This window comes from Duganella rhizosphaerae (assembly GCF_040364205.1).
GTDB lineage: Bacteria > Pseudomonadota > Gammaproteobacteria > Burkholderiales > Burkholderiaceae_D > Rugamonas > Rugamonas rhizosphaerae.
Genome location: NZ_BPWK01000031.1, coordinates 1 through 18,776 on the forward strand (window position 1 = coordinate 1; position 18,776 = coordinate 18,776).

The following is an 18,776-nucleotide window of genomic DNA, read 5'->3' on the forward strand; positions in this document are numbered from 1 at the left end:
GGCCTGGCCCGGCGCGGCGGCCTGGCCCGGCGTGGCGCCGCCGGCCGCCGGACGGGGCGTGGCCGGCAGCGTGGCCGCTGCGTCTTGCGAGGGGAGCGTGGGCGAGTACAAGCCGTCGCCGGCCCCGGCGGGTTCGCTGTAGACCAGCGTGGCCGAGCTGCCGGGGCTGTTATTGCCGAGCTGGAAAGTGGGTCGCGGATTGGCGCTCAGCACGGTCAGCGGCACTTCGGCGCCGACCTGCACTTCCGGCGGCAGCATCATGCGCACCGCGTTGTCGGCCACCTTGACCAGGAAGCTGCCGTCGTTGAACTTGGACAGCACCTCGGCCGTGACCGACTGGCCGACCAGGCTTTGCAGCGCGCGCTGGAAGGCCGCCTGGCGGCCGTCGCCGACCGGCGCGACGCCGCCGACCTCGGCCGCCGGACCGACCGGCAGGATGGTGACCACGGGCGGCAACATGGCGCGCCCCTGCTTTAGACGCTGCCGTAGGCGTTAATCACGCGCCGTTCAGTGCCGGTCGAGCTGATCAGTTTGGACAGCTGCGCCATCCACGGCATGGTCAGGTCGCGGATCTGGCGGTCGGCGTTGAGCATCTGGCGGATCAGGCTGATCTTGCGTTCGCGCTCGGCGCCCTGCATCGGCTGCGCCGGCTCCTGTTCGCGCAGCGCCTGCACGTGGGCGGCGCAGCGCTGCTCCAGCAACACCAGCTGGTCCCAGTCGCTGCGCGTGGCGGCCTGCACCATCTGTTCGGTCAGCTCGGCCATGGCGGCGTACGCGGAAAGGATATCTTGGCTGGTCATCATGAATCAGGCGCTCGCGAGATTGGTCGGGTGGATGCCGGTGGCGGCAGGGGTGTCGGCGATCGCATTCCAGGCGTCGCGCAACTCGGTCAGCAGGCGCTGCACTTCCTCCAGGATCGCTGGATCGTTGTTCAGGTTGGCCGTCAGCAGGCGCGCGCTCATGTATTCGTACAGCGCGTCGAGGCCCTCGGCGATCTCGCCGCCGGCCTTCTTGTCGAGCGCGGCGCGCAGGCCGCTGTCGATGATCATGATGGCCTTGGAGATCGATTTGCCCTTCTCGCCGATGTCGCCATTGCGCATGCCCGCCAGCGCGGCGTTCAAGGCCACCATGGCGCCGTCGAACAGCATGACGATCAGCTTGTGGGGACTGGCGGCGACCACGCCGGTTTCCATGCCGACCTTGGCATAGGCGCTCACGCCAGTTTGTCGAGATCCAAACATACTCTGTCTCCTGTTAAAGCGTTAGCGGTTATTGCTTGGCAAGCGCCGCGAACTGTTGCGTCAAGAATGACGCGGTGGTATTCATGCTGGCGATCGAGGTGTCGAGCGCCGTGTATTGCGCGCGGTAGCGCGCTTCGATATCGCTCAGGCGGGAGGCGAACGCGTCCTTCTGCTTGGCGACATCCTTGACTGAGTTGTTCAGGCCGGTGGTGCGGCTGGTGATCGCGCCCTTGGCGCCCAGGTAGCCCGCCGCCAGCGAGTTGAGCTGGTAGGCATAGCCCTGGGAGAAGCCGAAACTGCCGCGCGAGCCGGTGCTGTCGCCGGTGATCGTCAGCTTCAGCCCGTCGACCGGGGCGCCCGGCGAGCCGGTCAGGGTCTGGCCGCTGCCGCTGGCGGTGTAGCCGCCGATGGTGCCGGCCACGTCCAGGCCGTCGACCGAGGCGCCGGCGCCGAAGGCGGCCGAGATGTCGGTGCCGGTCGCGGTGGCGACATGGATGTTCGATTTGGCGCCGTAGCTGGTCGAGGCGAGCTTGAGCTTGCCATCGTCGCCGACGGTGGCGCTGACGGTGGCGCCGGCGTTGGCAAACGCGCTGACGCCGTTGATCGACGATTGCAGCAGCGTCGCCAGCTGGCTGGGATTGTAGCTGCCGGCCGGCAGCGAAATGGTGGCGGTGTTGGCCAGCGTGGCCGGCTTGGTGTCGTTCAGCGTCACGGTCCAGGTGGTGTCGGTGTCGATCACGGTTTCGGCCGGCAGCACGGCGGTGCCCTGCAGCGTCCCCTGGGTGGCCAGCTGGGTGATGTTGATCGCGTAGTCGCCGGCCTTGCTGTTGCTGCCGGAGCTGACGAACTTGACGTCCGGATCGCTGCCGTGGCCGACCGCCGCGAACAGGCCGGCGATGTCGTTGAAGTTGTTGGTCACGGCCTTTTGCAGCTTGGCGTTGTCCAGGCTCAGCGTGCCGTCCTTCTGGAACGAGATGCCGATCTGCGACAGATTGGTCAGGCTGGTGCCCTGCAAGCCGGTGATCGAGGTGCCCAGCTGGCGGCGGATCGACGCCTGCAGATTGCGCAGCGTGGTGTCGCCCAGCAGCGGGCCGCCGGTCTTGGTTTCCGGATCGTAGGCGCCCAGCTGCGCGATCTGGCCGTTCAAATCGTTGTAGGCCTTGACGAAGCCGTTGACCGAGGTGGTCAGGGAGCCGCTGTCCTTGCTCACCGACAGCGACGAACTGCCGACCTTGAGGGCGTTGATGCTGATGCCGCTGATGGCGCCGTTGATGCCGGTGCTGGGACTGGTGACGGCGATGCCGTTGACGGTGGCCAGCGTGTCGGCCGCGGCCGCCTTCTGGCTCAGGTTCTGGACGCCGCCCGGGTCGTAGCCCAGCAGCGCCACCAGGTCCGGTTCCGGCGGATTGCCGCCCGAGCCGGACAGCGTGATCTTCATGGTCGAACTGGCGCCGGTCGCCGACGAGGTCAGGATCAGGTGATTCGGTTTGGCGCTGGTGCCGGTCGAACCGTCCGAGACGATGCTGGCGGTGACGCCGAAGTTGCCCTTGTTGATCGCCGCCATGATGCCCTGCAGCGTGTTGTTCGAGCTGTCGATGACGATGTTGCCGCTGGTGCGGCTGGAGTCGGCCGTGAAGCTGGCGCCCAGATAGGCGCCGCCGACGCCGGCGGTGAAGCCCGCCTTGCTGGGATCGGTGCCGCCGACGGTGATCGGGCTGCCGTCCGCCGACACCAGCGTGATCGAGCCGACCGCCGTGGTGCTGGAGCCGATGTTGGCCGTGCCGCTGTTGCCGATGCCGCCGGTGACGCTGCCTTCGACCGCTTCGGCGATGGCGATGTTGCTGCCGTCGGCGTTGAGAAACTGCAGGTCGCCGCCGGCGGCCGTGCCGCTGACGGTGATGTTGGCGTCGGCCAGCGCGCGCCCGACGGCGCTGGTGGGCGCCAGCGCGGCGTCGAGCGAGGCGGCGGTGACGCCGCCGGCGGCGCCGGCCGCCACGCCGGCCGCCTGGACGGCGATTTCCACGCCGCCCACCGTCAGTTTGTAGGTGCCGCCGCCGCTGGTGTCGACATTGCCGTAGCTGGACGCGCCGGCGGCGCCGAACAGGGTGGCGTCGGTGGCGGTGGTGGAGGCCTTGGCCGACACGCCTGTGGTGGCGCTCTTGGCGTTGATGGCGTCGGCCAGCAGGCGCGCGCTGCGGGTGCTGCCGTCGGTGGCGATCGCGGTGTTGTTGATGCTCAGCGAGCCGGTCGACACGCCGCCGCTCGACAGGCTGGGGCCCAGCTTGACGCCGGCGATGCCGAAGGTGCCGCCGCCGGTGGTGCCGAGCGAAAAATTGATGGTGGTCTTGGCGCCCAGGCCGATGGCGGCGGTGGTGCTCTTCTGGCCGGTCGCGGCCAGCGTTTGCGCCTGCGCGATCTGGCTGATGTTGACGCGGTAGTTGCCGGGCTGCGCGGTGCTGCTGGCGGTGGCGGTCATCACCGTGGTGTCGCTGGGCGCGCTGATCAGGGTCTGGAAGCTGGAGACCGAGGTCAGGCCGGCCAGCGCGGTCTGGAACGAGCCCAGCGCGCCGGATAAATTGCCGAACGCGGACACCTGCGCCAGATAACTGGCCGACTTCTTGTCGTAATCGGCCAGCGGCGCCGACTCGACCGCCATCAGCTTGCTGACGATGGAGTCGACCGGAATGTTCGAGCCGATGCCTGGTGAAGAGATGCCCACGTTGTGCTCCTAAGTAAAGCAATAATATAAGACAATATCGGCAGAATCAAACCGGACTTGAGAGGGGAGAATACCTGCCAGTTCAGGCAAAGCTGAAAAAACGGGCGGCGCTCGGCGGCGCGGGGCGTGGCGGGGCGGTTCCGCAGCGGACGTGGCCGGCGAGATCCGCAGTGGCGGCGCTCCTGCGTGCAGGATGCCATGAAGACAGAAAAAGCGGCGCGCGCGAGCGCGGCCGCTTCAGGCGGTTTGCTGGATCAGCAAGCCGGAGGCGCCGGATTTCGATTCCAGCGATTTGGCGATTTCCAACGCCTCGGGCGAGGGAATCTGGCGCAGTACTTCCTTGGTGGTCTGGTCGATCACTTTCACCACGGTACGCTTGGTGTCGCTGTCGACCGAGAATTCCAGGCCTTGCGACTTGGCCTGCGCCGACTTGTTCAGCTGCGATACGGCCTGGTTGACCTGGTCGAGCGTCGGCACGTTGGCCGGGCCTTTGACGGCGGCCGCGGTTTCGACCGCCGTGGCCGGCGTGCGCGCGGCGCCGTGGGCGGCGACTTCGCCGCCGGCGGCGCTGGCCGGACGGTCTGCTGGGCGGGCCTGGGCGGCCGAGCCGATGGTATCGATAGTCATGATGCTTCCTTTGTGAAAAATCCCCGGCTGAATAAATCAACCGGGGAACCTAGTCAGAGTTGCGGCGCTCGTCCGCCGACCCTTCCCCGGATTTTAACCACGCAGCAGGGACAACACGCCGTTCGGCAGCGAGTTAGCCTGGGCCAAGATGGCGGTGCCAGCTTGTTGCAGGATCTGGCCGCGGGTCAGGTTGGCCGTTTCCGACGCGAAGTCGGTATCTTGAATCCGGCTACGCGAGGCCGACAGATTCTCGGTCGCGGTATTCAGGTTCGAGATGGTCGAGGCGAAACGGTTCTGAATCGCACCCAGCGACGCGCGGTTGCTGTTGATCTGGTTCAGCGCCGAATCGATGGTCTTCAGGGCGGCGTTGGAACCGGCCACGGTGCTGACGTCGAGCTTGGACACCGATTGCAGCGAGCTGGCCTGGGTGGCGGCGACGATGGCGGTGCCGGTGCTGCTGACCGAGAAGCCGTTGTCCGACGAGAAGTCCAGGTGGCCGCCGACGGTGATGCTGGAACCGGCGCCGGCGTTGATGACCGGCGTGGCGCCCGAGTTGTCGACGGTATCGGCGGCGCCGCCGGCGCCGAAGGTGACGCCGGTGGCGACCACGGCGGCGGTGGTGCCCGACGCTGGTTTGTCGGCGCCGCGCAGGAAGGCGGTGGCCAGGCCGTCGTCGGCAGCCGTGTTGGTGTTCTGGATCTGGATGTCGTCGCCGTTGGCGTCGCTCAGGGCGATTTCCTTGGCGGTGCCGGCCGAATTGGTCTTGATGGTGGCGCTGATGCCGGTCGTGCCGCTCTGGGCGTTGATGGCCTGCGCCAGCGAGGACACGTCGCCGCCCTTGACCTGGGCCGCGATGGTGACGGCGCTCGATTCCTTGTCGTTGGCCACCGAGTTGGAACCGCGCAGCGTGAACTGGTAGGAACCGTCTTTCAGGCCGGTGGTCGGGTTGGCAGGGTCGGAGCCCGACAGCGTGGCGCTGGTGACGGCCGAAGCCCTCACGCCGCTGGTGCCGGCCTGGCTGTTGATGGCCGCGGCGATGGTCTTGGCGCTGTCGCTGGTCTTGACCGCAACGTTGGTGGTGACGCCGGCGCCCGAGCTCAGGGTCAGCGTTTCGTCCGCGGTAATGTTGTTCTTGTTGCCGGTGATCGCTTCCGACACGCGGGCGCCGCCGTAGGTCGAGGTGGAGGTGTTGTTGCCCAGGTCGGTGGCCTTGGCCGAGCCGACGCCGATGTTGATGGTCTGGCCGGAGTTGGCGCCGACCTGGAACTGGGCCGAGGTCAGCGAACCGTCGAGCACGTTCTGGCCGTTGAACTGGGTGGTGTTGGCCACGCGGTCCAGCTCGTTCGACAGGGCCGAGACCTCGCCCTGGATCGACTTGCGGTCGGAATCGGAGTTGGTGCCGTTGGCGGACTGGACTGCCAGTTCGCGGATACGTTGCAGCAGATCGCCTGCCGTGCTCAAGCCACCCTCAGCCGTTTGAGCCAGCGAGATGCCGTCGTTGGCGTTACGTGCTGCCTGGGTATTGCCGCGAATTTGCGAGGTGAAGCGCTCGGAAATCGCCAGGCCGGCGGCGTCGTCTTTTGCGCTGTTGATGCGCAAACCGGAAGACAGGCGTTGCAGGGATGTCGACAGCGAGGCTTGCGACGTGGTCAGGTTACGTTGCGAATTCAGCGATGCAATATTAGTGTTAATGACTTGTGCCATGATGTTTCTCCAGACTGATACTTCGATTCGGCAATATGCTCAGTTCCCATTGGTCTGTCTCCACGTTCCGAGACATTCAAACCGCTGTTGTTACTGGTAACGGTTGCCCAGTGGGAAAATTAAGGGGCGGAAAGAGGGGAAATTTTCTCTGGCGGGCCTAAAGTTCAACACCTATGCCCGTTTAAACGACAGCAACGGCGGAATCTTTAGGGCAAAAATAATTATTTTTCACCCTTGTTTTTGGGCAAAAAAAAGCCCGGCGGGCGCCGGGCTGGGATCAAACTGACAACAAAGCGGCTCAGTCGGCCACCACCACCCGGTTCTTGCCGGTCTGCTTGGCGGTGTACATGGCCTTGTCGGCCCGCTTGACCAGTTCGGTCTGCTCCTCGTTGGGACGGCGCAGCGCCACCCCGGCCGAGAAGGTGATCAGCACTTTCTCGTTATCGTGCAGGAAGAAGTGCTTGGTCAGCTCGCGCTGCAGCCGGGTCATGGTGCTCGACGCCGCCTCGACCGAGGTTTCCGGCATCAGGATCAGGAATTCCTCGCCGCCGAAGCGGGCGATCACGTCCATCGAGCGCAAGGTGTCCTTGACGATCTTGACCAGGTGCTTGAGCGCGGCGTCGCCGGCGATGTGGCCGTAGGTGTCGTTGAGCTTTTTAAAATCGTCGAGATCGAGGATGGCGATGCACAGCGGCGTGCCGCGGCGGTCGGCGCGCGCGGTCTCGCGCTCGAACACGTCGTCCAGGCCGCGGCGGTTGAGGCTGCCGGTCAGCTGGTCTTCGCGCACCAGTTCGCTCAAATGCTGCAACTTCGCTTCCAGCGCGTGGATGCGGTTCTCGGCGTCCTGCACTTCCTGGCGCGCCAGCACCATCTTGTCGCGCGCCTTGAGCGCCTCGCTCTGCACCAGCCGGGTTTCCTTGAGGACGTCGTCGAGGATGGTGTTGAGCTCGGCGATATTGTCGGCCTTGCTGATCTTTTCCGAATAGCCGCCGATCTTTTCGTGGAAGTCGCCGGTCGAAGCCGCCACTTGGCCGAGGCGGTCGATAAAGGTCATCATCATGTTCTTGACGGTGAGCTTGACGTCCGACAGGCTGTGCTTGAGCTGGCCCTGCTTGTAGATCACTTCCTTCAGGCTGCGGGTGGCTTCCTCCAGCGCGCGCACGTCGATCGGGCCGGTGATCAGGTTTTGCACCGATTCGATCTGGCCGCGCAGCCAGCTGTCGTCGTCGAGCAGCTCGCTGACGTTTTCCAGCAGCAGCTTGAACAGGCGCAGCAGCAATTCCTGCTGTTCGCCGCTGTCGCCGCCGCGCAGCTCGATCTGGTAGCACAGCTGCTTCAGGCGCACGGCGATCTCGGCCAGCGCCTCCTCGCTGTGGGCCAGCTTGGTGGCCGCGCCCAGCGATTCGGCCTCGGCCACCAGCATCGGCGCGCCCGACAACAAGGACGCGACGGCGAAGGTCAGGGTGCGGCTGAGCAGGTCGCGCAGCGTGCGGCTTTGCTCGTCCTCGGGCAGCAGGCCGGCCACCTCGATGCCGCCCTTCTTGCCGACGAAGTGTTTTTCCACCAGCTGCGACAGCGCCTTGGCATAGCCTTCCCAGTCGCGCGACTTGACGGCGCGGTTGAAGCGCCGGCCGAAGTCGGCCAGGTCGCCGGAGTTTTCGGTCAGGCGGGTGGCGAACTGGCTGAGCACCGATTCCGGGCCGGGGTCGACCGCGACCACGGGGGCGGCCGGCGCGGCGGCGACGCCGGCGATTTCGTTGTAGATGTCGCGGTAAGCTTCCGGCGTCGGCGCGATGCGGCGCACCGCCAGGCGCTTGAACGCCTCGCGCGCGATCTCGGCCGGATTCTGCTCGGGAGTGGGTGGTTTGCTGGACATCAGATGCTGCCTCTTAAAGGTTTGTTCATTAAACCATAATAAGACCGAGTCCCGATCGGCATAGCTTGAATAAAAGGGCGGAAGGCATCTTTCATTAAGGCATCAAGCGTAGGCAAAGCGGCAAGCGCGCGGCTGGCGCCTATCAAGAAGCTATTCTATCAGCTGGTTTTTGATGGCGTAATGGGTCAGTTCCGCGCTGTTTTTCAGCTTCATCTTGACCAGCAGCCGGGCCCGGTACTCGCTGACCGTCTTGACCGACAGCGACAGTTCCTTGGCGATCATGCCCACCGTCTTGCCGGAGGCGATCATGGTCAGGGTCTGGTATTCGCGGTCGGACAGGGTGTCGTGCGGCGGCGCCTCGTGGTCCTCGCCGACGTGGTTGGCCAGTTCCTGCGCCAGCGCCGGGCTGATGTACTTGAGGCCGCCGGCCACCTGGCGGATCGCCGTCACCAGCTCGCGCGGCGCGCTCTGCTTGGTCAGGTAGCCGGCCGCGCCGGCCTTGAGCGAGCGGATCGCGTACTGGTCCTCGCGGTGCATGGACAGCATCAGCACCGCCAGCTCCGGCTTTTCCTTCTTGATCTGCTTGAGCACCTCGATGCCGCTGCGGTCGGGCATGGAGATGTCGAGCAGCATCACCTGGCAGTCCGACTTGCGGAACAGCTTGATGGCGTCCAGGCCGTTCTCGGCCTCGCCGGCCACGACGATGTCGCGCGTCTCGGCCAGGATTTGTTTCAAGCCTTCCCGCACGATGGCGTGGTCGTCGGCGATGAAGACCTTGATGATGGCTTTTTCTGACATGCGGGTCTCTGCTTCCTTTTTTTACTCTATTTGCTATTTCACAGCAGAAATGTTTTCACCCGCTATTGTAGCGCCGGCGGCGGCCGCGATGAGGGCCGCGCGCGCGCTTTCGTGCTTAATTTTGATCGCCACCACGGTGCCGCCGCCGGCCGCGTGGCTCAGCGCCAACGTGCCGCCCAGCGCGCGCGCGCGCTCGGCCATGCCGCGCAGGCCGAACGAGGCCGGCTTGGCGCGGTCGGCCTGGCGGATGCCGCGGCCGTTGTCGCCGATTTTCAGGCTGATGTGGTGCCGCAGCCGCGCCAGCTTGACGCTGACGCGGGTGGCGCCGGCGTGCTTGGCGATATTGGTCAGCGCCTCCTGGGCGATGCGGAACAGGGCGGTGGCCTGGTCGTTGTCGAGCCCGATTTCGCGCTGGTTGGCGTTGAAGCTGCAGGCGATGCCGGTCTGCTTTTCGAATTCCTTGACCTGCCATTCCAGCGCCGCCGCCAGGCCCAGGTCCAGCAGCGCCGGGCGCAGGTCCAGCGAAATGCGGTGCACGGCGTCGATGGTGCGGTCGACCAGGGCGTCGACGTAGTCGGTCCGTTCGCGCAGCGCCGGATAGTCGCCGACCTCGTCCAGGCGGGCGGCCAGCATGGCGACGGCCATCTTGATCGCCGTCAGGTTGCCGCCCAGCTCGTCGTGGATCTCGCGCGCGATGCGGCCGCGCTCCTGCTCCTTGACGCGCTCGGCGTGGGCGCTCAGCTCGGCCAGGCGGGCGCGCGAGTGGCGCACTTCCAGCTGCTCCTGCTTGCTCTCGCTGATATTGGTCATGATGCCGTCCCAGCGCACCGCACCGTCGGCCAGCGCGTGCGGCGTGCAGCGCAGGTTGATCCACTTGACGTCCTTCCAGGCATCGATCCAGATGCGGCCTTCCCAGTTCCAGCTCCACAGCGCCGCGGCCGACGCCTGCATCGCGTCCAGGTAGGACTTGCGGTCGTCCGACAGGATCAGTTCGAGGAAGCGTTCGGGCTGCTCGCGCAGCTCGGCCGCCGTCAGGCCCAGCAGCGCCTGGCAGCCGTCGCTCAGGTAGGGGAAGGAGACGCGGCCGTCGGCGTGCAGCACGAACTGGTAGACCAGGCCGGGGGTGTTGGAGACGATGGCGTCGAAGCGCGCGCGCACCTGTTCCAGTTCGTCGGCCAGGGCCGCGCTGTCGGGGCGGGGGAGGGAAGCTGCGCTCATGATAACGATCTAAATAGTATGGTGGATAGTTGGTGAATCAGCGGGCGCGCCAGCGCGCGCGGAAGCGCCGCAGCAGGCGGCGGAAGCGCGCGATCCAGCTGCGCGGCGACGGCACGGCGTGCCGGCGCCAGTGGCGCAGGCGTTTGGCCAGCGCGCTCACCTGGCGCCAAGCCGGGGTGGCGCGCAGCCGTGCTATCCAGCGTTGCTTCAGCGCCAGGAACCAGTGCAGCAGCCGGGCGAACCAGACGATGGTCATCAGCACCGGCCGCGTCAGCAGGAAGATGCGCGCCACCGCCGCCGCGCCGGCCAGCTTGGCGAGCACGATGACGAGCAGGCCGAGCAGCGCATGGCCGTGCGCCATCGCCCACAGCGCCAGCAGCTTGACCGGGAACAGCAGCGCGGCCGGGAGCACGAACAGCGCCAGCGCCGCGTGCGGACCCAGCGTGCAGATCCAGGCCTCCAGCCGGTGCAGCGGCGGCCACGACGACAGGCGCCGCAGCACCCGCATACCGACCTCCCACAGCCAGTCCTCCAGCAGCAACAGCAGGGCCGCCAGGTAGACCAGCGGGGCAAACAGCGAGCGGCAGAAGCGGTGGAAGAGTTTCATCGTTGAAGCGTTGTTCTATCGTTATCATCATACGTGAAAGCATCGGTGGCGCGGGGAAAAACACCGAACGTGCACAACAGCCCCGGCGACGCACGAAGCCGTTACAATAGCCCGCATGAACAAAGCATTTGTCAAAGAGTCGGACCAGGACGACGACGAGGAAGCCGCGGCGCTCGCCTTGGCGATCCCGGCCGGGTCGAAAAACTATATCCGGCCGGAAGGTTATCAGCGCATCAAGGACGAGCTGCTGCAGCTGATCGACGTCGACCGCCCGGAGGTGGTGCGCATCGTGCATTGGGCCGCGTCCAACGGCGACCGCTCGGAAAACGGCGACTATATCTACGGCAAGCGGCGGCTGCGCGAGATCGACCGCCGCATCCGCTTCCTGACCAAGCGCATGGACTCGGCCGCCATCGTCGACCCCAGCGTGCACCACGGCAGCGACCAAGTGTTCTTCGGCGCCACCGTCACCTATTGCAACCAGCTGGATGAAACGCGCACCATCACCATCGTCGGCATCGACGAGCTCGATCCGCTGAACGGCAAGATCAGCTGGGTGGCGCCGGTGGCGCGCGCGCTGACCAAGGCGCGCGAGGGCGACGTCATCACCTTCCAGGCGCCGCACGGCGTGGAGGAGCTGGAAATCCTTGAGGTGACGTATCCGGCCCCGGCTGCCGACTAGCGTACGCCGCTGGGCTTGCCTGTTGGCGCTGCTGGGCTGGCAGGCGCAGGCGGCGGCGCTGGATAGCTATGTCATCGACCTCAATTCCAGCAAGTCCGAATACAACGACAGCCACATCCGGCGCCTGCTGACGGCGGCGCTGGAGGCTTCGCGCGCCAGGTATGGCGCGTTCGAGGTGAAGATCTCGACGCTGCGGGTGCAGCGCGACCGGCTGATGCTGGAGATGATGACGGGGCGCGACGTCAACCTGAGCGCCCAGGTGACGTCGCCGGAGTGGGAGCGCAAGCTGATCCCGGTGCGGATCCCGGTGGACAAGGGCTTGTCGGGCTACCGCATCGCGCTGATCGACGGCCGCGACCAGGCCGAGTTTTCCAGGGTGCGCACGCTGGCGCAACTGAAGGTCAAGAGCCTGGGGGCGGGGCGGCAGTGGAGTTCGACGGCGGTGTTGCAGCAAGCCGGCTTCACGGTGCAGACCGGCGCGACCACCTCGGGCCTGCACCGCATGCTGGCGGCGCACCGCTTCCAGTATTTTCCCCGCGCGATAGACGAGGCGCTGTTCGAGCGCGACGAATATGCGCCGGGTTTTCCGCAACTGGCGGTGGAGAGCAGCTTTGCGATCTACGTGCCGCTGCCGCGCTATTTCTTTATCGGCGGGCAGCCGAGGCTGGCGCAGCGGCTGGAGTATGGCTTGCAACAGCTGATCGCGGACGGCCGCTTCGACCAGATCTTCCACGAATTCTATGACGGCCTGATCGAGAAGGCGGCCCTGCGCAAACGCCGCATCTTCAAGCTGGACAATCCACTGTTATCCCCGCAGACGCCGCTGGCCAACAAGGCCTATTGGTATGACCCCTTTGAACATCAGTAGTTGAGCGCCAGCAGTGTGCCACTTGCCGAGGTTTGCTATGTTGGCTTACTTTGGGAGGGGCATATCATGGCTCGACGCGCTCGGTTAACGTTGGCCGGTGTTCCGCTGCATGTCATCCAGCGCGGGCACGACCGGCAACCGTGTTTTTTTATCGATGAAGATTTTGAAGTCTACAGGCAATGGTTGCGTGAGCACGCTGTGGGCAATGGATGTCAGATACATGCTTATGTGCTGATGGACAATCATGTACATCTGCTGGTATCCGTTGAGGATGCGCGCGGATTGGCGGGCATGATGAAGGGTGTTGCGCAGCGTTATGCGCAGTATTTTAATGATCGCCATCGAGCTAGCGGGACGCTGTGGGATGGGCGCTACAAGAGCTGTTTGGTTTAGACCGAGCAATATCTGCTGGTTTGCCAACGGTATATTGAACTGAACCCGGTACGGGCCGGTATGGTGAGATTTCCGGGGAATTATCGCTGGTCCAGCTATCGGGCGAATGCGGAGGGACGCAGGGATGTTTTACTGACTCCGCATACGCTGTATCAGCGCCTTGGGTTGAACGAACAGGAGCGGCGGCAGGCCTATGTCAGACTATTTCAAGAAGCGCTAGTCCCGCAACAGATTGAGAAAATTCGCACTGCGGCGAATAGCGGGCGTCCGCTAGGTGATGATGCGTTCGTAGTTGATCTGGCCTCTACCCCGCATCCCTAAGCGATGCGCATGCCGCACCACTTAGGGGTCAGACCCCGTACGGGGTCTGACCCCAGCCTGGCTGTGCGGGTTTAGCTGCGCTCGCGCAGGATGCGGTTGACGCCGGCCACGCGGCGCACGTTGCGCAGCAGGCCCGCCAGGTGCACCCGGTCCTTCACCTGGATCGTGAAGCGCAGCTGGTGCAGCACGTGTTCCTTGTCCTCGTCCATGCCGACGTAGGTGATGTTGGCGTCGGACTCGCCGATCTCGGCCGCCACGCGCGCCAGGATGCCCTTCTCGTTGTTGATCAGCAGCTTGATGCGGCTGTCGAAGCGGCGGTTCAATTCGGTGCCCCACTTGACCGCGATCCAGCGGTCCGGTTCCTTGATCTTCTGGCGCTTGGCCAAGGTGCAGTCGCTGGTGTGCACCAGCAGGCCCTGGTCGCGGCGCAGCTGGCCGAGGATGGAGTCGCCCGGGATCGGCAGGCAGCACGGCGCCAGTTGCACCGACACGCCTTCGCTGCCGCAGATGGTCACCGGATCGAGCTCGGCCGCGCTGTTGTGGTCGACCGGCGCGCTGGCCGATTCGCCGCCGCGCAGGCCGAAGATGTGGCGCGCCACCAGCGCCGCCATGCGCTTGCCGATGCCGATGTCGGCGTACAGCTCGTCGAGCGACTTGGCGCTCGATTCGTTCAGCAGGCGCTCGACCAGGTGCTCTTCCAGCTCCGGGTTGATGCCCAGCGACGTCAACGCCTGCGCCAGCAGCTGCTCGCCCAGGGTGATCGATTCCGGCAGGTTGATGGTGCGCAGGTGGTGGCGGATCGCCGAGCGCGCCTTGCCGGTGCGCACGAACGACAGCCAGGTCGGGCTGGGCCGCGAATTGGCGTCGGTGACGATTTCCACGATGTCGCCGTTGCGCAGCTCGGTGCGCAGCGAGGCCGGCTCGTTGTTGATGTTGACCGACACCGTGTGATCGCCGATGCCGGTGTGGATCGAATACGCGAAGTCGATCGGCGTGGCGCCGCGCGGCAGCGCGATGATCTTCGATTTCGGCGTGAACACGTAGACCGAATCGGGGAACAGGTCGACCTTGACGTGTTCGAGGAATTCGGCCGAGTCGCCGGTCTGCTGCTGGATGTCGAGCAGCGATTGCAGCCACGCGTGGGTGCGCTGCTGCATGTCCGACATATTGGCGTCGCCGTTCTTGTACAGCCAGTGCGCGGCCACGCCCGATTCGGCGGTGCGGTGCATTTCCTGGGTGCGGATCTGGAACTCCACCGGCGTGCCGTACGGGCCGATCAGGGTGGTGTGCAGCGACTGGTAGCCGTTGAGCTTGCGGATCGCGATGTAGTCCTTGAACTTGCCCGGCATCGGCTTGTACAGCGAGTGCAGCGTGCCCAGCGCCACGTAGCAGTTCGGGAAGCTGTCGACCACCACGCGGAAGCCGTACACGTCGAGCACCTGCGAGAACGACAGGTGCTTGCTGCGCATCTTCTTGTAGATGCCGTACAGGGTTTTCTCGCGGCCGTAGACCTCGGCTTCGATATTGGCCATCGACAGCGTGCTCTTGACCGATTCGAGGATCTTCTTGACCACTTCGCGGCGGTTGCCGCGCGCCGCCTTGACGGCCTTGGCCAGCGTGCGGTAGCGCAGCGGGTACAGGTGCGAGAACGACAGGTCCTGCAGCTCGCGGTAGATGTTGTTGAGGCCGAGGCGGTGGGCGATCGGCACATACACTTCCATCGTTTCGCTGGAGATGCGCGCCTTCTTGGCCGGCGCCATCACCTCCATGGTGCGCATATTGTGCAGGCGGTCGGCCAGCTTGATCAGGATCACGCGCACGTCCGAGGCCATCGCCAGCAGCATCTTGCGGAAGTTTTCCGCCTGCGCCTCGATCTGGCTCTGGAACTCGATCTTTTCCAGCTTGGACAGGCCGTCGACCAGGTTGGCCACCGGCGCGCCGAAGCGCTCGATCAGCTCCTCCTTCTTGACGTCCTGATCTTCCATCACGTCGTGCAGCAGCGCCGCCATGATGGCCTGGGCGTCGAGCTTCCAGTCGGCGCAGATCTCGGCCACGGCGATCGGGTGCGAGATGTAGGGCTCGCCCGATTTGCGCACCTGGCCCAGGTGCATTTCGTCCGAGAAGCGGTAGGCTTCCTTGACCTTTTTGAGGTCGGCGGCGTTCATGTACTCGGCCAGTTTTTCGGTCAGATGCGTGACGGAGGCAACGCCCGCGGTCAGGGTGGGCGTGGCCAGGGGCGACGAAGAAATCACAGGCGGGATGGGAGCTGGTGCGGATGAGGCGAGGGTGGTGGTGCTATCCCCTGCGTCGGCGCCTGATGCGGCCGCAGCCGGCGCAGGGGCCGGCTGGTTGGCCCGTGCGGGCTTGCCACTCAGTGTCGGATCGGCAGGGATCAGATTCATACGTTTGCGTTCCGTCTCGATGAGAATGTGAAATTGGAATATCCGTTACCAGAATATCCCATACTTACTGCTAAACCGCACCATTCACATTGTTCGGGAACGCCGGGCCCAACTTACATTGGGACCTTTTTCAACATTTCCAGGCCGACCTTGCCGGCGGCGATTTCACGCAGGGCGACCACGGTCGGCTTGTCCTTGGCTTCGACCTTGGGGGTGTGGCCTTGCAGCAGCTGGCGGGCGCGATAGGTCGCGGCCAGGGTCAGCTGGAAACGGTTAGGGATATGTTTCAAACAATCTTCAATAGTAATGCGGGCCATCTTAACTCCTAAAATCTTGTGTATTTATTCAGCGTGGATACCCAATTGGGCAAATAGCGAGGCGTTGCGCGCCGCTTGTTGCGCAAACCGGCAACGGGCCGCTCTGACAATCGCCGTCAATTCCGACAGGGCGACTGCAAATTCTTCGTTGATGATAGCATACTCGAACTCGGGAGCGTGGGCGATTTCGCCGCCCGCCGCCAGCAGCCGGCGCGTGATCACATGCGGCTCGTCGGTGGCGCGTTTCTTCAGGCGTTCCTCGAGCGCGTCGATCGACGGCGGCAGTATGAAGATGCCGGCCGCCTGCGGGAACTGCTTCTTCACCTGGCGCGCGCCCTGCCAGTCGATTTCCAGCAGGATGTCGGTGCCGGTCTTCATCTGCTGTTCGACCATGATGCGCGAGGTGCCGTAGTAATTGCCGTGCACTTCGGCCCATTCCAGGAACTCGCCGGCGTCGGCGCGCTGGACGAAATCCTCGGCGGTGGTGAAGTAGTATTCCTTGCCGTGGGTCTCGCCCGGACGCGGCGCGCGGGTGGTGGTGGAAATCGACAGCTTGATGGTCGGTTCCTGCGCCAGCAGCGCGTTGACCAGCGTCGACTTGCCGGCGCCCGACGGCGCCACGACCATGAACAGACTGCCGGCGAATGAGTTGGTTGAGCTCATGTCTCTCTTTCGAAAACGTCAACGGGCGCACAATTGCTACGCCCAAAGATGTATTTTACCAAGAGCAAGCCCTTGCATCCAATTTACAGCAGTGTGAGCAGATGCATGGCGGCGGCCGGCGCCCGTTCCTTGGCGCCGTTGATGAAGTAGACGTAGGCGTCGCCGGACTTGGCGTCTTGCTGCCATTGCCGCGCCTGCGCGGCCCACTGCTTCAGCGCCGGCTTGGTGTAGCCGGTTTCCACCTCGCTCTGGGCGTTCATCAGGCGCGCGTAGACGAACTCGCCGGTGACCTCGCCGAGGTTCGGATACTTGGGCGAGTCGGTGATGACGGTGGCGATCTTGTGCCGGCGCGCCAGCCGGTAATAGTCGTCGCACAGGAAGCTGGCGTGGCGGGCGTCGAGCACGTGGCGCAGCTTGCGCGTGCCCAGCCTGGCCGGCAGCAGCTTGAAGAAGGCTTGCAGGTCGTCGGGGTCGAACTGCTTGGTGGCGGCCAGCTGCCACAGGATGGGGCCGAGCTTGTCGCCCAGTTCGTCCAGGCCGCTGTTGATGAAGCGCTCTATCGACTCGCCGGCCTCGGCCAGCACCTTGCGGTTGGTGGCGAAACGGCTGGCCTTGACCGAGAAGACGAAATCGTCCGGCGTCTGCGCGGCCCACGAGGCGAAGTGCTCGGGCTTGGCGGTGCGGTAGAAGGTGCCGTTGATTTCGATGCTGGTCACTTGCCGGCTGGCGTACTCCAGCGCCTTCTTCTGCGGCACGCCTTGCGGATAGAAAGTCTCGCGCCACGGCGCGAAATCCCAGCCGCCTATGCCCACCCTTACTGTGCCTGTGTTCGCCATGCGCCGCCCTCCCTATCTGTCCTGAAATGATAGCGCAGACGCCCGTTCGTTGCATTGTTGTAAAAAGAGGATAGTGTGACAATTGGATGGATTTCTCATGATTTCTGGATCACAATTAATCTGGAACTCTCTGACGGGCCAAGCCATCGTGCCACAGCTGCTGATCTGGACTCTGGAAGGGCAACGCTACGCACTGCCGCTGGCGGCGGTGGAGCGGGTGGTGCGCGCGGTCGCCGTGACGCCTTTTCCGGCGGCGCCCGGCGCGGTGTGCGGCATCGTCAACGTACAGGGGCAGGTGGTGGCGGTGATCGACCTGCGGCGCCGTCTGCAGCTGCCGGCGCGCGCCCTCGCGCTGAGCGACCAGATGGTGTTGGCGCGCAGCGCGCAGCGGCGCCTGGCCTTGATTGCAGATGCCGTCAACGGCGTCGCCGAGTGTGCCGACGAAGCCGTGGTGGCCGCCGCACAACTCGTTCCCGGCGCCGAGTACATGAGCGGCGTCATGAAGCTGGACGACGGCATGATACTGATCCACGACCTGGATCGTTTCCTGTCACTGGACGAGGAATTAGCTCTCGAGAAAGCGCTGGCCGATGCCGAATGACCGCGATACCGAAGCCGCGCCGTCCGATGCCTTGCTGACGGCGTTCAGCGGCTACGTCACGCAGCACCTGGGCCTGCATTTCCCGCGCGGACAATGGCCCGAGCTGGTGCGCGCGGCCGAGGCGCTCGAACCCGCAGGCGCCGGCGCCTGCATGCGGCGCCTGATGGCGGCGCCGCCATCGCGCGGCCAGGTCGAACAACTGGCCCACCAGCTGACCGTCGGCGAAACCTATTTCTTCCGCGAGCCGGCCGTGTTCGACGCGCTCGAACACGAGGTGCTGCCGGCGCTGATCGCCGCGCGCCGCGCCGCCGGCCGCACGCTGCGCATCTGGAGCGCCGGCTGCTGCACCGGCGAGGAACTGTATTCGGTGGCGATCCTGCTGCAGCGCCTGATTCCCGACCTGGCCGACTGGCGCATCACCCTGCTCGGCACCGACGTCAACCCCGGCTTCCTGCGCAAGGCGGAGCAGGGCCGCTACCGCGACTGGTCGTTCCGCGCGGTGCCGGCCTGGCTGGTGTGGCGCCACTTCGGCGCGCCGCAGGACGGCCTGCGCGCCATCGCGCCGGCGCTGCGCCGGGGCGTGCGCTTCGAGTACCTGAACCTGGCGGCCGACCTGTTTCCCGGCCCGGAACTGGGCGCGCCGGCGATGGACCTGATCCTGTGCCGCAACGTGCTGATGTATTTCGAACCGGCCAGCGCCGCGCGCGCGCTGCAGCGGCTGGGCCGCGCGCTGGCGCCGGACGGCTGGCTGGCGGTCGGCGTGGCCGAGGCCGGCCATACGCTGCTGGCGCCGTTCGAGCCGGTGCGCTTTCCCGCCGCGCTGCTGTACCGCCAGCGGCCGCAGGCGCTCCGGCCCGAACCGACGCCGGCCGTCGCCGACTTGCACTACGCGATGCCGGCCGC

The 18,776-nt window shown here is 65.3% G+C and carries 18 protein-coding genes and 1 pseudogene; 5 read left to right on the top strand and 14 right to left on the bottom strand.

Annotated elements, in window-relative coordinates:
• The 10 genes and pseudogenes from RUGAMON1_RS32070 to RUGAMON1_RS32115 all read right to left on the bottom strand — a co-directional run.
• Window positions 1–459: pseudogene (locus RUGAMON1_RS32070) on the bottom strand (flagellar hook-length control protein FliK); the annotation flags it as partial.
• A gap of 14 nt (window positions 460–473) precedes the next feature.
• Window positions 474–803 carry a flagellar protein FliT gene (locus tag RUGAMON1_RS32075; RefSeq protein ID WP_445234326.1) on the bottom strand — a complete coding sequence of 110 codons (330 nt, stop codon included), beginning with the start codon at window positions 801–803 and terminating at the stop codon, window positions 474–476.
• Between the two features lie 3 nt (window positions 804–806).
• Window positions 807–1,241, bottom strand: coding sequence for a flagellar export chaperone FliS (gene fliS, locus RUGAMON1_RS32080; protein WP_445234327.1), 435 nt, complete (start codon window positions 1,239–1,241; stop codon window positions 807–809).
• 28 nt (window positions 1,242–1,269) lie between these two features.
• On the bottom strand, window positions 1,270–3,960 hold the full coding sequence (gene fliD, locus RUGAMON1_RS32085; RefSeq protein ID WP_445234328.1) for a flagellar filament capping protein FliD: 2,691 nt from the start codon (window positions 3,958–3,960) through the stop codon (window positions 1,270–1,272).
• 237 nt (window positions 3,961–4,197) lie between these two features.
• Window positions 4,198–4,587: a flagellar protein FlaG gene (locus RUGAMON1_RS32090; protein ID WP_445234329.1), complete on the bottom strand. Its 390-nt coding sequence runs from the start codon at window positions 4,585–4,587 to the stop codon at window positions 4,198–4,200.
• A 93-nt stretch (window positions 4,588–4,680) separates the two neighbouring features.
• Window positions 4,681–6,291, bottom strand: a complete 1,611-nt coding sequence (locus RUGAMON1_RS32095) for a flagellin N-terminal helical domain-containing protein (RefSeq protein WP_445234330.1) — start codon at window positions 6,289–6,291, stop codon at window positions 4,681–4,683.
• Between the two features lie 298 nt (window positions 6,292–6,589).
• Window positions 6,590–8,167 (bottom strand): GGDEF domain-containing protein, encoded by a 1,578-nt coding sequence (locus RUGAMON1_RS32100; RefSeq protein WP_445234331.1) that lies wholly within the window; start codon window positions 8,165–8,167, stop codon window positions 6,590–6,592.
• Window positions 8,168–8,317: 150 nt separating this feature from the next.
• Window positions 8,318–8,965, bottom strand: coding sequence for a response regulator (locus tag RUGAMON1_RS32105; RefSeq protein ID WP_116990377.1), 648 nt, complete (start codon window positions 8,963–8,965; stop codon window positions 8,318–8,320).
• A 33-nt stretch (window positions 8,966–8,998) separates the two neighbouring features.
• Complete coding sequence (locus RUGAMON1_RS32110; protein ID WP_445234332.1) at window positions 8,999–10,183, bottom strand: sensor histidine kinase; 1,185 nt, start codon at window positions 10,181–10,183, stop codon at window positions 8,999–9,001.
• A 37-nt stretch (window positions 10,184–10,220) separates the two neighbouring features.
• Window positions 10,221–10,790 carry a hypothetical protein gene (locus RUGAMON1_RS32115; protein ID WP_445234333.1) on the bottom strand — a complete coding sequence of 190 codons (570 nt, stop codon included), beginning with the start codon at window positions 10,788–10,790 and terminating at the stop codon, window positions 10,221–10,223.
• Between the two features lie 115 nt (window positions 10,791–10,905).
• On the opposite strand from RUGAMON1_RS32115, the gene greB reads away from it, so the two are divergent.
• From greB to RUGAMON1_RS32130, 3 genes are all read left to right on the top strand, one after another.
• Entirely contained in the window at window positions 10,906–11,472 is a 567-nt protein-coding gene (greB, locus tag RUGAMON1_RS32120; protein WP_116990373.1) for a transcription elongation factor GreB, read from the top strand.
• A 22-nt stretch (window positions 11,473–11,494) separates the two neighbouring features.
• On the top strand, window positions 11,495–12,340 hold the full coding sequence (locus RUGAMON1_RS32125; RefSeq protein WP_445234334.1) for a transporter substrate-binding domain-containing protein: 846 nt from the start codon (window positions 11,495–11,497) through the stop codon (window positions 12,338–12,340).
• A gap of 66 nt (window positions 12,341–12,406) precedes the next feature.
• Complete coding sequence (locus tag RUGAMON1_RS32130; protein ID WP_445234335.1) at window positions 12,407–12,733, top strand: transposase; 327 nt, start codon at window positions 12,407–12,409, stop codon at window positions 12,731–12,733.
• Between the two features lie 392 nt (window positions 12,734–13,125).
• On the opposite strand, the gene RUGAMON1_RS32135 is transcribed toward RUGAMON1_RS32130, so the two are convergent.
• The 4 genes from RUGAMON1_RS32135 to RUGAMON1_RS32150 all read right to left on the bottom strand — a co-directional run bounded on the left by RUGAMON1_RS32135 (window position 13,126) and on the right by RUGAMON1_RS32150 (window position 17,272).
• Complete coding sequence (locus RUGAMON1_RS32135) at window positions 13,126–15,456, bottom strand: RelA/SpoT family protein (protein ID WP_445234336.1); 2,331 nt, start codon at window positions 15,454–15,456, stop codon at window positions 13,126–13,128.
• Between the two features lie 113 nt (window positions 15,457–15,569).
• Entirely contained in the window at window positions 15,570–15,773 is a 204-nt protein-coding gene (rpoZ, locus tag RUGAMON1_RS32140) for a DNA-directed RNA polymerase subunit omega (protein WP_026334175.1), read from the bottom strand.
• 24 nt (window positions 15,774–15,797) lie between these two features.
• On the bottom strand, window positions 15,798–16,436 hold the full coding sequence (gmk, locus tag RUGAMON1_RS32145; RefSeq protein WP_445234337.1) for a guanylate kinase: 639 nt from the start codon (window positions 16,434–16,436) through the stop codon (window positions 15,798–15,800).
• Window positions 16,437–16,519: 83 nt separating this feature from the next.
• On the bottom strand, window positions 16,520–17,272 hold the full coding sequence (locus RUGAMON1_RS32150; RefSeq protein ID WP_445234338.1) for a DUF72 domain-containing protein: 753 nt from the start codon (window positions 17,270–17,272) through the stop codon (window positions 16,520–16,522).
• 148 nt (window positions 17,273–17,420) lie between these two features.
• On the opposite strand from RUGAMON1_RS32150, the gene RUGAMON1_RS32155 reads away from it, so the two are divergent.
• Together RUGAMON1_RS32155 and RUGAMON1_RS32160 are read left to right on the top strand one after the other, a co-directional pair.
• Window positions 17,421–17,873, top strand: a complete 453-nt coding sequence (locus tag RUGAMON1_RS32155) for a chemotaxis protein CheW (RefSeq protein WP_445234339.1) — start codon at window positions 17,421–17,423, stop codon at window positions 17,871–17,873.
• On the top strand, window positions 17,863–18,776 hold a 914-nt coding region (locus tag RUGAMON1_RS32160; protein ID WP_445234340.1), incomplete at its 3' end, for a CheR family methyltransferase. The genes RUGAMON1_RS32155 and RUGAMON1_RS32160, both read left to right, overlap by 11 nt.